General features: G+C 57.6%; 13 protein-coding genes. 3 read left to right on the top strand and 10 right to left on the bottom strand.

The annotated features are described in order from the left end of the window. Window positions 1–85 precede the first annotated feature (85 nt). The 3 genes from glmM to HFX_RS18135 form a co-directional block, all read right to left on the bottom strand. A complete protein-coding gene (gene glmM / locus HFX_RS18150; protein ID WP_004060828.1) occupies window positions 86–1411 on the bottom strand; it encodes a phosphoglucosamine mutase in 1326 nt (441 codons plus the stop codon). 607 nt (window positions 1412–2018) lie between these two features. Next, window positions 2019–2333, bottom strand: a complete 315-nt coding sequence (locus HFX_RS18140) for a HalOD1 output domain-containing protein (RefSeq protein WP_004060830.1) — start codon at window positions 2331–2333, stop codon at window positions 2019–2021. 158 nt (window positions 2334–2491) lie between these two features. Then, on the bottom strand, window positions 2492–3127 hold the full coding sequence (locus tag HFX_RS18135) for an NADPH-dependent F420 reductase (protein WP_004060831.1): 636 nt from the start codon (window positions 3125–3127) through the stop codon (window positions 2492–2494). 287 nt (window positions 3128–3414) lie between these two features. On the opposite strand from HFX_RS18135, the gene HFX_RS18130 reads away from it, so the two are divergent. Next, window positions 3415–3990, top strand: a complete 576-nt coding sequence (locus HFX_RS18130; protein WP_004060832.1) for a hypothetical protein — start codon at window positions 3415–3417, stop codon at window positions 3988–3990. A 60-nt stretch (window positions 3991–4050) separates the two neighbouring features. Here the strand turns inward: HFX_RS18130 and HFX_RS18125 are convergent, their stop codons facing one another. Beyond that, window positions 4051–5361, bottom strand: a complete 1311-nt coding sequence (locus tag HFX_RS18125) for an MFS transporter (RefSeq protein ID WP_004060833.1) — start codon at window positions 5359–5361, stop codon at window positions 4051–4053. Window positions 5362–6034: 673 nt separating this feature from the next. Here HFX_RS18125 and HFX_RS18115 point away from each other — a divergent pair. Together HFX_RS18115 and HFX_RS18110 are read left to right on the top strand one after the other, a co-directional pair. Further along, complete coding sequence (locus HFX_RS18115; RefSeq protein ID WP_004060834.1) at window positions 6035–7186, top strand: hypothetical protein; 1152 nt, start codon at window positions 6035–6037, stop codon at window positions 7184–7186. Between the two features lies 1 nt (window position 7187). Further along, window positions 7188–8129, top strand: coding sequence for a hypothetical protein (locus tag HFX_RS18110; protein WP_004060835.1), 942 nt, complete (start codon window positions 7188–7190; stop codon window positions 8127–8129). 851 nt (window positions 8130–8980) lie between these two features. Here HFX_RS18110 and HFX_RS20230 read toward each other — a convergent pair. The 6 genes from HFX_RS20230 to HFX_RS18085 all read right to left on the bottom strand — a co-directional run bounded on the left by HFX_RS20230 (window position 8981) and on the right by HFX_RS18085 (window position 13816). Continuing rightward, window positions 8981–9127 carry a hypothetical protein gene (locus HFX_RS20230; protein ID WP_179955381.1) on the bottom strand — a complete coding sequence of 49 codons (147 nt, stop codon included), beginning with the start codon at window positions 9125–9127 and terminating at the stop codon, window positions 8981–8983. Window positions 9128–9270: 143 nt separating this feature from the next. Beyond that, window positions 9271–9714 (bottom strand): chemotaxis protein CheW, encoded by a 444-nt coding sequence (locus tag HFX_RS18105; protein ID WP_004060836.1) that lies wholly within the window; start codon window positions 9712–9714, stop codon window positions 9271–9273. Then, complete coding sequence (locus HFX_RS18100) at window positions 9715–10656, bottom strand: methyl-accepting chemotaxis protein (protein WP_014732812.1); 942 nt, start codon at window positions 10654–10656, stop codon at window positions 9715–9717. A gap of 159 nt (window positions 10657–10815) precedes the next feature. Further along, window positions 10816–11799, bottom strand: coding sequence for a metal ABC transporter permease (locus tag HFX_RS18095; protein ID WP_004060838.1), 984 nt, complete (start codon window positions 11797–11799; stop codon window positions 10816–10818). Beyond that, window positions 11796–12623 carry a metal ABC transporter ATP-binding protein gene (locus HFX_RS18090; RefSeq protein WP_004060839.1) on the bottom strand — a complete coding sequence of 276 codons (828 nt, stop codon included), beginning with the start codon at window positions 12621–12623 and terminating at the stop codon, window positions 11796–11798. The genes HFX_RS18095 and HFX_RS18090 overlap by 4 nt, the downstream gene beginning before the upstream one ends. After that, the gene (locus HFX_RS18085) at window positions 12620–13816 is read right to left on the bottom strand and encodes a metal ABC transporter substrate-binding protein (protein ID WP_004060840.1); all 1197 of its coding nucleotides are present in this window, start codon (window positions 13814–13816) and stop codon (window positions 12620–12622) included. Before HFX_RS18085 ends, HFX_RS18090 begins: the two co-directional genes overlap by 4 nt. Between the last annotated feature and the right edge of the window lie 52 nt (window positions 13817–13868).

Genomic DNA, 13868 nt, shown 5'->3' with positions numbered 1-13868 from the left:
CACTGAGCCTCAGCGGACTTAAACAGTGAGAATGCCCGGTCGCGTAAGACACGCACACTAACAACAGTTTGAACAAAACGAGGACTTAGACGACGATACGAGCACCCTCAACGAGTGAGCGAATGTCCTCGAAGAGGCGGTCCGCGTCGGCCGCGTCGCGTGCTTCCGCGGTGATGCGAACGACCGGTTCGGTGCCGCTGGCTCGGACGAGGAACCAGCCGTCTTTGGTGTCCACGCGGATTCCGTCGGTGGTGTCGACCTCGTCGTATCTGGCGTGGATGTTACGGGCGATGCGGTCCATCGCCTGCTGTTTGTTCTCGAACGTGATGCTCGTGCGTCGAGTGGCGTACTTCGATTGCCCGAGCGAAGCGACCTGTTCGGAGAGCGGGCCGTACCGTGCAACGAGTTCTGTGAGTTTGAGCGCCGCGTAGTGAGCATCTGGAGCGAGTGTCTCGTCGGGCCAAATCCACGCTCCAGAGGGTTCGCCCCCGAAGACGTATCCCGGTTCTGCGACTGTCTCGGCGACGTGTACGTCCCCGACCGGCGTGTAGGTGACACACCCGCCAATACTCTCGATAACGTCCTGAACGAGTAGACTCGTGTCGATGGGCACGGCAATAGCGTCGCCCGCTGAGACGACATCACGCGCGAACAACGCGAGCAGCGCGTCTCCGGAAACGTACTCACCAGTCTCGTCGACAGCGACTAATCTGTCTGCGTCACCGTCGTGCGCAAGGCCGACATCCGCGTCGAGGGCAGGGACAGTTCTGCTGAGTGCCGTGAGCGTCTCGGCGTTCGGCTCGCTTTTTCGAGCGGGGAATCGACCGTCTGCTTGCCCATCGATGGTGTTGACCGTCGCTCCGAGCGCGTAGAGCGCATCGACCGAGACGCGACCGGTTCCGTTTCCGAGGTCGAACACGACGGAAACGTCGTCGAAGGAGTCGAACGACGAGACGAGATGGTCGACGTGGCGGGCCGGTGCGTCGGGCCAAGTGCGCTCCTCGCCGAGTTCGTCCCAATTAACGAGTGAAATCTCATCTCGGTTGAGCCGATGGACGATATCCCGGGTCTGTGCTCTGTCGAAGGCACGGCCACTCGGCGTCCAGAGCTTCAAACCGTTGTCCGAGGCGGGGTTGTGTGACGCGGTGATTCCGATGCCCGCGTCCGCTCCCGACCAACCGACAGCGCGGGCGATAGTCGGTGTCGAGGCGACACCGAGTCGGACGACATCCGAACCGCACTCGCGAACACCCGCGCTAACCGCGTCTGCGAGGACATCGCCACTGAGCCGAGCGTCTTGGCCGACAACGACCGTTCGGGTATCACACCCGACCGCACGGCCGATTCGGAGGGCAAGTTCGGCGGTCACGGTTCGGCCAACCGGACCTCGAATTCCACTCGTTCCGAACATACTGTGAGAGAGGTTCACAGGACGTTTTGGTATACATCGCCTACTGTCAGACGAACCCGTTCAGGCAGTGCCTACTGCGAACCCGTAGCGGCTTACTCGGAAATCGGGGAGAAACGAAAACGAGCGGGAGTTCCCACTTAAGAGACGTTAGGGCGTCAGAAAACCGTTCTCCGACGCCCATTACTGACAAATGAACGGTAAGTGGCAAGGAAAGTACTTATTGTAGACAGGAGTTCCGTGAGGTAATGTCTACAATTCAGACAAAAGACCTCGTATCGCTCTTTGGGGCAGTTATACTCGGATTCGTATTCTTCCTCCTCAGCAACTATCTGAGCCTGTTTGGCGTGGTGACTGTGGATTCTGATTTGGTTGTCATCTCGGTAGGGGTCCTCATCGGGTACGGGGCTGCTCGTTTGAGCGACGCACGATAGATAGCACACACTATCTAACAGCCGATTCGCTGAAGGTCGGGGTGAACCCAATTCCTTGGGGACGATTCCATGACATGCTCCAGAGAACGAGGGCCGCGATACCAGTACTGATCATATGGCACTCCTCGACGTGAGTAGTATCGAAGTGAGCGTCGGCTCGCTACGCAGCGGTGGAGTTACTGGAGGGTCTGGGGGTTGCCGACGGGGACCACTTCGAGGGAACCGATTGCATCGAGCGTAACTCGGTACCCGGCATAAGAAAAGGAGAGGATTGCATCGTTCGAACAACCAAACAAGGAGTCGAGCGCATCTGGGTCGATAGTGTTGGCGAGTGGTGGGAGATGTGTTGGCTGAACACCCTCAATTGCTGCAACACTTAAGACCACATTCGTACTCAGTGGTTCTCCAGTATCGCGGTCGACTCGGTATGCCCCGGTAGCCTCGTCGTACGTTACGCGTGAATTCTTCCATCGTTTCGTCTGTGCCATCATGGTGCCTGACATCCATCGTTCTGGGATGGCGGCTCTTAAATCCATGCTATTTGTGAACAGTTCTATTTCGTGAAAGTCACGAGTTCCAACTGGTTTAGATGTAGTGTGGTGAATACACAACTAATAATTATGTGGTATTTGCCGGGCGGCGGGTTTCCTTACTGAGCACGCAGCCTTCGCACGGTCTTGCGAGCTTCTTCCGTCGATATCTCGCGTTTATACAACGCAGAGCCGGGTTCCAACAGTTCACCTCCGGAGACGAGACCACCGACATCGACCGGGCCAAATCCGAGGTCGCGTATCAGGTCGGCAACGACTACCTTGGCATCCGGGTCGTCGCCTGCAAGGAAGATAGCGATTCGCTCCGACTCCGGCAGTTCGGGATGCCCGAAGTCGCGAAGTGTCTCCCAGTGTATCGTGTTGAACGCCTTGACTACCGTTGCATCCGGGAGTTGTGCTGCGACGAGTTCTGACGAGGTGTCATCGCCGAGGTCCATCACGTGGAAGTTCTCCGTGTACGGATTCATCGCGTCGACGACTACCTTCTCTGCGAAGTGATGGGCATCGGGAAGCGAGTCACGCTTTCTGAAGGGAATCGCGAGGAAAACGACATCGCCGAACTGAATCGCACGAACCGGGGGCACCGTGTGGAGTTGCGGCCCAAGTACCTCAGACAGGTCCTCCATAGACTCGGGACCACTCGCGTTCGCGACGGCGACCTCGTGGCCTGCCTCGACAAACAGTTGGGACAGCGTTCCGCCGAGTCGACCAGCACCGAGTATCCCAATATTCATGAACAAAGATGTATTTTTAGTAAGTTGAATCTTTGTGTGGATCTCGTGAGTTGCACACAGCCTCCGCACGGAGTTATTCCCGCCGACAAGTGTGCTGAATATACGTGACTGCGACGGATTTTCCCCAAGCATCATCAGCGAGTGTCAGCGATTCTATTGGCTAACCTATCACAACTCGTACTACTATCGTAATACACATCATAACCTCCAAATTACATTCACGAGGCCATTAACGTCTGATATTCAGGACAATCATAAATTAGTATACATATGAAGATACAACATTCATGGACAGGCGCAAGTTCCTCAGCAGCGTCGGAGCGGGAATCGTGCTCGTCTCCGGATGTCTCGGGGGAGACACCCCCCAATCGGACGGAGAACAGAACAGCGGTGGCGCAGACAGCACCAAAGAACCGGTGAAGGAAACCTCTGAACCGGCGACTAATACAACGTCCACGCCCGAGTCAACTCCAGAACCGACCCCCGTACCGCCGGAAGACCGAATCGACTTCGAACGCGACGACGACGACCCCGAGGTCGTTGGAACACTCCTGCTGAAAGGAGACATTCCAGGTGTCATCGTCTCGTCTGACTTTCTGTCCGCCAAGTCGTGGCAGAACTACGCGACGGTCGACGAGAAGAAAGGTACCTACAACGTTGGTCTCTCGGTCAAGACCACATCGAGTATCGGGCGGATAGAAGTCGTTGGCCAAGTGTACGATGAAGAGGGAGAACTCATCAGCGAAGATACCGACGTGACGAACAACATCGCTGCCGATGAGAAAGCACTCATCCACCTCGTGTTCGAAGATGACCTCGAAGAAATGTACTACTACGAAGTTCAACTGATACGGCCTAACTGAGGGAAATACGTTCCAACAAGTGAGAACGCATCCACAGGCGGGAGCGCTCCGGAGAGGAGACTACGCCCCGCTCGCGTACGCCTCGAACTCTTTTCCGCGAAGTGCGAAGTAGCCAACTCCGGCGATACCGACGAGCGACGCGACAGAGAATGCGACAGTCGGGTCGTTCGCATAGAGCCAGCCGCCGAGTGCCGCACTCGGGATGACCACCGTGTTTCGAATCAGGTAGTAGGCCCCAGTTACGCGGCCACCGGCATTTCGCTCGGCCGGACCGACGATGAGCGCTTTGTGGGCCGGGAGACCAGCGAAACGGAGCCCCGAGAAGGCAAAGAGCGCGACGAGTACCCACTGGTTACGTGGCGCGAAGATGAGAAGGACGGGGAAGATGGCGTAAACGGAAAAACCGAGTCCGACAACCGGTTTGAGACCGGTCCGCTCGGCGAGTTTCGAGACGGGGAGTTTCGTCAAGAGCGCAACGACCATCTCGACGCCGAGCAAGATTCCGAAGAAGGCATCCGGCCGAAGCGAGACGCCGAAACCCGTGAATCCGACTTTGAGGAAGTCGGTGACGACGATGACGAAGAAGACGTACACCATGCCGTTTGCAAACCGGATGAGTGTGTCGGCAATGAGAAGCGGCCGGAGCGTCTCGGGAAGCGACTGGAGGTCGTCGCGAAGTTGCGCGAAGCCTTCGAACGACTTTCCAATCGAATCTTCGTCGGCGTCGTAGAGGAAGTGCTGCGCAATCGTTGCGACGATACCGAAGGCCGCAGCGACGACGAGGACGTACTGGAACCCGTCAACGAAGTTCGCCGTCACTGCCAACAACGCGGCCGCGATGAGTGGCCCAAGGAGGAACCCGATTCGCCGGAATATCTCGGTGCTCGCAAAGCCCATCGCCAACCGCTCGGGCGGAACGCTCTGCTTGACGATAGCGAACGTCGCACCCAAGCCGAACGACTTCCACGCCTGCGTGAGAAAGAGGCCGACAAATATCCAAATCCACGGGTCGAGCGAGACGCCCGCAAGCGTCACCGGCGGAACCTCAGGAGCGACGAACCAGAGAAGAAACCCAGCGGAAGAGAGCGTTCCGAACAGCGTGAGTGAGAGGCGCGACCCGAGCCTATCGGAGAGTGCCCCGCCCGGGTAGGGATAGAGCGCGCCGATGAGGTTTCCCACACTGCCGTACAATCCGACGACAGTCGCGCCAGACCCGAGAACCCGGAGGTATTCGGGGATATACCGTCCGGTCATCTGAAACGACAGGCTGAACGCGAACATCGCCAAGGAGAGGACGAATACGTCGCGTTCGAGACCGATGAACTGCCGGAACGAATCGAAAGTATCGACGGCGTCCTGACGTGTTTCCATCAAGTATTCGCTCGGAGCGAGCGAACAAGAAAGTACAGGACGGGTTTGATATCCGAGGCAGGTCTGCCCGGCGTAGGGTTCTCAACATTCTACACACTGCTCCCGCTCAACAGTTTCCGTCGACCCACAAGAACCCTCTTCACCGGGGGGTCGACGGAAATTCCGCTGAGATCCCACACATCTGCTGAATCGACTTTCTTCACCCAGTTCAGCGACCGAGGTACAAGATCGAGGGTGCCATTACCGGCTGTGACTCTCCGTGACTGTCACCGGTTCGTTCGAGGACGCAGCCACTGTAACCGAGTCAAGACACATCTCGTTTCAATTGATGTCTGTTTATTTTGAGAGCGTTGTGGATATCCAATGGCAATCGCAGACGGATCTGTCCATGGATGAGGTCGATACCAAAGGCCCGGGGGGCCAAAAGATGCCATATCATGTGTTGCCAATAACTAGTAAAACCTTTCTCACGGTTACAGACGAACCCTAGTTGGGTTGAAGCGACGTGAAAGCGTATCCTGCCCAAGAACACGACGTCGTTACAGACGAACCCTTGCGGGATTAAATCCCGACTCCAAATGTGACAGGAGGAAATTCAGACCCATCGGTAAACTTTAAATTCCGTAGTCTGAATACTCTTCCAGTACATCCATCGTATAGAGGAACGTGTGACATGAAATTCGAACCCAGCCAACTGTCCGGGAATACCGAGGAGATCGTCTCGATGTTTATCGAGTACGTCACCCGGACAGATGAAGAGATAAAACACGAGGAAGAACGCGGCCAGCGGAAGACGCAGGTCAAGATATTCCTCGCAAACAACCACGGGTTCAAATTAGGGTCGCTGAATACCGAGATCGAGAGGCTAGCCGAGACAGAAGGCCTCTCAGACTACATTCAGAGATACATCACTGAGCACAACTTCCACGAAGAACGCCTCGGCGAGGACGTGTCATATGTCGAAATCGACACGCCGAAACGGGCACGCACCGACCAATTCGTCTTCATCGATGACGGAGACTACCTCCGAGTAATCACTGCCGAACGCCGGAAGTGGACGAAGAAAACGGTTGAGAAGCTGCTCCAGTACCTCCCATCTCTAGAGCGGGTGTTCCTCACACCGTCCGACTTAGAAGAGATCGTCGAGGAATTATACGGGACTTCAGTTTCCGGCTTCACTGCAAAGTACCACTCGTACAAAACGGACAAGCGCGCGAGTATTCGGTTCCACGGCGGTACTGACGAGGACCTGCAAAAAGTCGAGAACGTCTTCGATGCGAAGCCGACGAGGCTCGAATTCAAGCAACGAAACAGTCCCGATGCGGCCATCCGAAGCTCGGTTGCTCAAGAAGGTCACTTCACGTTCTCCAGTGTCCGACCCGGCTCAGAAGAGCGCGGAAGACAGACCTTAGAAGAGCTATCGAAAGGGTTTGAGTCGCACGACCAGCAGAATTACAAGATCGAACACAAACCGATTCGAGAGTCGTTCAAAGACGGCTTCACCATCGAGGGTGGAACCACACTAAGACTGATCGACGACTCAGAAGAGTACACTCTGGACCAAGACACTGCGGACTTCCTTGAAGAACGCGTCTTAGACCACAAACGGAGGTACGAGTATTCAGTCTGGGAGCACGGGAACTACCTCGTCTTCGACAAGGACACTAGTGAACCGTTTGAGATCACGGTCGAGGCTGAAGATATCCATCTCCACGCGAAGGAGGCGACAACGTCCACTTCGTTCCGTGACTTCTGTAGCTTAGTCTTCGAGGAGTTCGATTCGACGTACACGCTCGAAAAGAACTCCCGGAAGTTGAAGGTGTAGAATGACAGAACAGTGGGTCAAACAACAACGCGAAGTCGACTCATATAATCTCTTTTTCAGCTCATTCGACGGCCTGTCCGGCTCTGATGCGCTGTTTGACCTCGGATACCGTCTGGTTGGGAGTTTCGTCACAATCACCGATAGCCGCCAGCAACTGGAGGTCGGCCCCGACTTCGTGCTGTTCAACGGTGAGACGGCTCTGCTTGTGGAAATCAAGTCGGGTGGGAATATCAACGGTCGAGATATTCGCCAGATGGAGCGGTGTAACGAACTGAGCTATGAGAACGTGGTTGAATTTCTTCGTGACGCTGAGTTCAGTGGCCAAGGGGTAGACCCGAATGACCTGAGCAACGTTGAGCCGATCATTGTCTACTACACCGACTTCATCGATGGTTGTCGAACGTCTTCAGGGTGTACGGAAGCACTCGATGAGCTGAGTCAGCACTGTACTGTTCTCTCACAAGACAAAGGCGAGGCCCTCAAGCATGAGGAAGGGGAGCTCGAAGATGATGGTCTTGAAGCAATGCTTCGGACAGGTATTCAGCTTCCGAGGCTAGTCGACAAGAAGGTCTACTTGACGGAGAATGCAAACCGGGAGATTCTTGCCTACTCGATTGCCCATGACTTTGTCCTGAATAACCTTGGTAAGGATGACCGGCTCAAAGTCACACCTTCGGACGTGATTGAACGATATCGCCATAGAGAGGTTCCACTAGAGAAAGCCACAGACGCATTGCGGTTCTTGGAAAAGATTGGAGGGTGTTCTCAGAACGCTGATGGGGAGTTCGTCTTTGATCGGCACCGAATCGGGAAGCTGCTCCAGGTCCAATCCAAGCTTGAGCAAACTCGCGTGAAAGACTCTCTCCAAAACGAGGAGAACGGTCAATCGAGTCTCAGGGACTTCTCACCTCCCGCTGAGACAAACGGCGGTGCCGACGAATAGTACCATTTTGAACCCTACTGGGTACCGGCTTCTCACCAGTTGAATATGTGACACAGTGCAGAGTGGATGACGCCCCTCTGACGGCCGAATCCTTGAGTTGTTTCGGGAGTATGGAAATATTACACCTCGTGCTGTCGAAGACGACAGCGAGCCCTCCTGGATAACGTTCGTTAGTCTGCAAGTTCGAACCATCATCTGGGTGATACTTGTTTGGGTTGTAAACAGTTCCTTCACAGTGGGGGTACTCCCTTCGATTCGTTGTACCAAGACACCGTCCACAATCTAGGCATTTCCAATGAGTATCACGGCCCATGAGTCGGACAGAGCCAAGACAATAGGGACGGTTCTGCTCTTCCGAGAACTGCTCAGAAACGGATAATTCACCTACGAGACTGCGTCTCTGTAGATTCCGATGAATTTGTCGTCTTCTTCCGGTTAGGTATCCCTTCTTGTATAATGCTGAGGACACCGATGGACAGACCGAAGTACATTGCAAAAACGCCAAGACCGGCAAACTCCCCGGAACTATTGGTTGTAAGAAACCCACCAAAAACTACTAACAGAAGCCCCAGTTGATACGCTTGACTAGCCATACGACCCTTACGTTACTTCCTCCCATAAGTGCTAATATAATACCATTATGAGTGAAGTCCAAGACACACCCTCGTAGTTCCCCGTTCGATCTTGACCAACTTTCAAGAATAGCCTATTTTCGTAACCCTCCACACCTCAAGGCCACCAGACCGACCTGTTTTCACCCGAGATCGACCCGACCCAACTAGCTACGGTTCCGGGAAACAGAGCTACCTACCAATACCGGAACCATGCAGGCACGTCCCTATCCATCGAAGTCAGGAAAGTGACTGTGGCTCTCCCGCGACGAGCAGGACAAACGTCTCTCGCTCGTCAAGGACGAGTACCCGCGTCGACGCATCGCCCTTGACCTCGCACTCCATGGTCACCACAGCGGCAAAGTGCGGAACGTCGAACCGCAGCACTTCGAACGTCTCGATGATGACGAGAAGTGGCGGGTCACCATCCCGGACGGAAAGACAGGAACGCGAGATACGCCAGTCCCACTACGTCTCCGCAAACGCCGTAAAGAAGTTTCAGGAATGCTGACCGACCAATCGAGATTCAATCAGTCGTTCGTCGGCGGGTCGACCCACACGACGAGTCCGTCGTCGCTTCGGACGATACCGCGCGTTCGCTCGTCGCCGAACGGCGCGTCATCGACGGTTTCGGGAGCGATATCGGTCACCCGGTCCACTTCGTCGACCAACCAGCCATAGACGGTCGCATCTTCGTCGGCGGCGTCGAAAACGATAACCCGAGATGCGTCGGGATTCGACCCGACACCGAGCAGACAGGCGGTGTCGACGAGCGTCGTCGTCACGCCGCGGTAGTCCATCGCACCGACGACGTGGGACGGAACGTCCGGAAGCGACCGAACCGTTTGCCGGTCGATAATCTCCGTCACTGCATCGAGAACGACGCAGTATCGCTCGTCACCCAGTTGGAATTCGAGAACTTGCGTTGGCTCTGCGGCGGCCGCCTGCGTGTCGGCGTTGTCACCGAGCGACATCTACATCCCCCGGGTGCTGGCGTTGGCGTTGCCCTTCTCGTCGTCAATGCGGTCCAGCAGGAGCGTGACGTCCGATATCTTGGCCGTCTGCTTTTCGGCCGCGGCCGCGACCTGGTCGATTTCGCTGGCGACTTCCTCTGCTCCACGGGCCGTCTCGTCGACGAGACTTGCGACTTCTTCCGTACTGGCTGCTTGCTGGTCGGTCGCGCGGGCGACCTCTTCTGCACCGGCGGCCGCCTCACCGACGGCGGAGTCGATGCTCCGGAGCGCAGAGACGGCAGCGGAGACTTCGGAGATACCGTCGTTGACCTCCTCGTTGGCCGCTTCGATGTTCTCGACGGTCGTCTCGGTGGACTGCTGAATATCGACGACGACGTCCTCGATTTCGGAGACGCTCTCGCGCGACTGCTCTGCGAGACTCTTTACTTCGTCGGCGACGACGGCGAATCCCGCTCCGGCCTCGCCCGCTCTGGCCGCCTCGATGGAGGCGTTGAGTGCGAGGAGATTCGTCTGGTCGGCGATTTCGTTTATCACCTCGATGACGTTGTCGATTTGGTCGACCTTCTGGCGGAGTTCAACGATTTCGTCGTAAACGTCGGTCGTCACGTCGTCGACGGTTTCCATCGCATCCGCCGCGTTGTCGGCCGACCCGCGACCCTTGGCCGCGAGTTCTCGGGCCTGGTCGCTCATCGCTTTCGTCTGGTCGGCACTCGACGCGATTTGTTCGACGCTAGCGCTCAGATTCGAGACTTCGCCAGCGACCTCGTGCATGTTTGTCGATTGGACCTCCGCGAGGTCGCTAATCTCCTGTGAGCTATACACCATGCTTTCGGACGCTTCCGCGAGTTCGGTAATCGCCGAGTCGATTTCCTCGGTCACGTCGTCGACGCCGTCTGCACCCACCGCGCCGCCGCCAGCGTTGGGTCCCCGGTTTGATGGCATAGGTGTTCAAGAACTAGTGAAGGCTTAAGCATTTATTTTCAATATCAAATTTGATAATACTATGCGAGAGAGATGGGCCAGAACAGCCGGTGTTACGGGGAAATCAAAACGACCCGACAAATTATTTCGAATAGTACGTGGAAAACGAAGTCCGAGATATTACCGAATGCGAAGTCCGAGTTGAATGACGACGAACCCGGCAATCGCCACGAGGACGATAGACCCGCCCGCAGCGAGTCCGTACAGGTACGCGAGCGTGACGCCAGCGACACCGGCGATTTCGCCCGCGAGGACGCCGTACAACAGCGAGTGCTTGTAGCTCCGTCCCAGTCGAGAAGCAGTCACGACAGGGATGACGAGCAGCGCCGCGACGAGAATGACGCCCATGATTCGCATCGCACTGACGACGACGAATGCGGTGAGAACCGACAGAAGGGTGTTCACCGCGCCGACGTGGACCCGCGATGCGCGGGCGGCCGTCTCGTCAAACGTCACGTACAGAAGCGGCCGGTAGGCGACCGAGACAGCGACGACGACGACGAGGCCCATCGAGACGAGCAGCCCAACGTCGGCCCGCGAGACGGTCGCGAGCGAGCCAAAGAGGTACTGGTTGATGCCGACCGAGATGCCGCCGTCGGTGAGTGAGATGAGGACGCTTCCGAGTCCGAAACCGCCGGTCAGAACCATCGCGAGTGCGGCGTCGCTCCGTGCACCCGTGTACTCCACGAGCACCTGTACGAGCAGCGCTGCGAGGATAGCGACGACGAGCGCACCCACGAGCGGCGGAACCGCGAGCGCCAACGTCGCATCGAGGAAGAGCGCGGCTGCGACACCCGTAAAGGCGGTGTGGGCGAGCGTGTCGCCGACCATCGAGAGGTCCCGGTAGACGAGAAACGACCCCACGAGCGGCCCGACGATGCCGATACAGAGCACCGACAGGTAGGCTCGCTGCATGTACGGGTACGAGAGGAACTGCAAGCCGGTGACCCCGGCGAGCCACGAGAAGACGCCGCCAACGACGACTTGCAGGAACCAATCGAAAAGACCCAAGAGCGCATTGCTGACGAAAAGCGGCGCAAAGGGGTCGCTCACTGGAAGGGTAGAGAGGGCGGAGACCGATGTGAACACAGCAAAGCCAGTCATGGCTGGACCTCCGAATCAGCGGCTGGCTCGTCAGTTCTGGAAGGGCCACCAGTGCCGTGTGTGTGACCGGTGTCGGCGTTCAAGGGGCAGTGGTCGTGGTCCAACACGCGCTGGTTCGCGCCGTAGGCCGCGGCGAGGGCGTCGCTCTCGGCGAAGTCGTCAGGGGAACCGTGGAAGTAGAGTCGCTTGTTCAGACACGCGATTCGGGACGCGCGGGCGGTGACGACGCTGATATCGTGTTCGACGAGGACGATAGTCATTCCCTGTTCGTTCAGGTCGCGGAGGAGGTCGTAGAATGACTCGCGCGACTCCGCGTCGAGGGCGACCGTCGGTTCGTCGAGGGCGAGCAGGTCCGTCTCGGCGGCGAGTGCGCGGGCGACGAACACGCGCTGTCGTTGCCCGCCGGAGAGAGAGCCAACGCGACGGTCGGCGAGGTCCACGATATCGACGCGGTCGAGTGCCGTCTCGACCGCCTCGTGGTCCGCATCCGAAAATCGGCCGAACAGATTTCGCGGATAGCGGCCCATCCGAACCACTTCCCGAACCGTGATGGGCATGTCCCGGGCCGTCTTCGTCACGTCCTGTGCCACGTAGGCGATACGCTCTCCGTCGGCGAACTGGTGGGCTGGTTCGCCGAACAACCGAACCTCACCGCGGTCGGGGCGCTGGAGACCGAGCAGCAGCGTCAACAGCGTACTCTTCCCGGACCCGTTCGGGCCGACGAGTCCGAGGAACTCGCCTTGTTCGACATCGAGCGAGATACCGTCGATAACGGGAACGTCGCCGTACGAGAAGGCGACATCATCGAGTGAGATAACGGTCATCGCGCGTCGAGGGCGGTCCGCAGCGTCGGAAGGTTTACCTCGCGCATGATGTCGATGTAACCCCAGTTGTTCTCTTCCCACTCCTGTGTCATCCCCGGAATCGGGGTGAGCGGGAGTACGTCTTCGGCGTTCGTCTCGGCGACGAGTTGTTGTGCCGCACGGTCCGACTCTAACGGGTCGACGAGGACGTGCTTGATGCCGTGTTCTTCGATGGCGTGCTGTGCGCGTTCGATATCCCGCGGCGACGGCTCTTCGTCGGGCGACAGGCCCGTGAGCGCGACGATTTCGAGGTCGTAACGGTCCGCAAGATAGCCGAACGCGTTGTGGCCGGCGACGAGAAGCACGTCGCGCTCGCGAGTTTCCAGACCGTGCTCGAAGGCCGTATCGAGGTCCGACAGCGACTGGCGGTACGACTCGGTGTTCGCGGCGTAGGCGTCGGCGTTCGCGTCGTCGACCGACTGGAAGGCGTCTCGGACAGTCGCCGCCGCAGTTGCGACCCGACCGGGGTCCATCCAGAAGTGCGGGTCGACCGGGCCGTGATTGTGTTCGTGGTCGTGATCGGTGGATTCGTCGTTCCCAGTTGAGTCGTCGTGGTCCTCGTGCTCCTCGTGTTCGGTTTCGTCGTGGTGCCCGGTTTCGTCGTGGTGCCCGGTTTCGTCGTGGTGCTCGGTTTCGTCGTGGTGCTCAGTCTCGTTGTGGTGCTCAGTCTCGTTGTGGTGCTCAGTCTCGTTGGTGTGCGTTTCGGGGTCGTCGTGATGGTCTTCCGCATCTGCTCCGTCGTGGCTGTCGTGGACGTGTCCGTCGCCGTCGACTTCGTGGAGGTCCACGTCGGCGGAGATATCGACGGTTGCGATGGTCGAACCGTCGGCATCGAGAGACGTGAGGATATCGTCGGCCCACGGTTGGAAGCCCGTCAGTCCGTGGACGAACAGGTCGGATTCGAGGACCCGCCCTTGAACGTCCGGGCCGGGTTCCCACCCGTGGCCGTGCTGTCCGATTGGAACAAGCGTCTCGGCGCGTGCAACGTCGCCCGCGACATGCCGCGCAACGTCGCCGAAGATGAAGAACGACGCCGTCGCCACCGTCTCCGAAGTGGACTGTGCAGGCGCTCCGGAACCGAGACAGCCAGCGAGACCAGCGGCGGCGGTTCCAGAGAGAGATGCGAGGAACGCACGTCGAGTCTGTGTTCGCATGTGTTAATAGAAATCTTGTTCTAGATAATAAGTGCTATTATTTGAGGACTAT

The sequence above is a fragment of the Haloferax mediterranei ATCC 33500 genome (assembly GCF_000306765.2).
Classification (GTDB): domain Archaea; phylum Halobacteriota; class Halobacteria; order Halobacteriales; family Haloferacaceae; genus Haloferax; species Haloferax mediterranei.
Note: the sequence above shows the minus strand (reverse complement) of the source record. Positions and strands in the feature narration are given on the sequence as shown.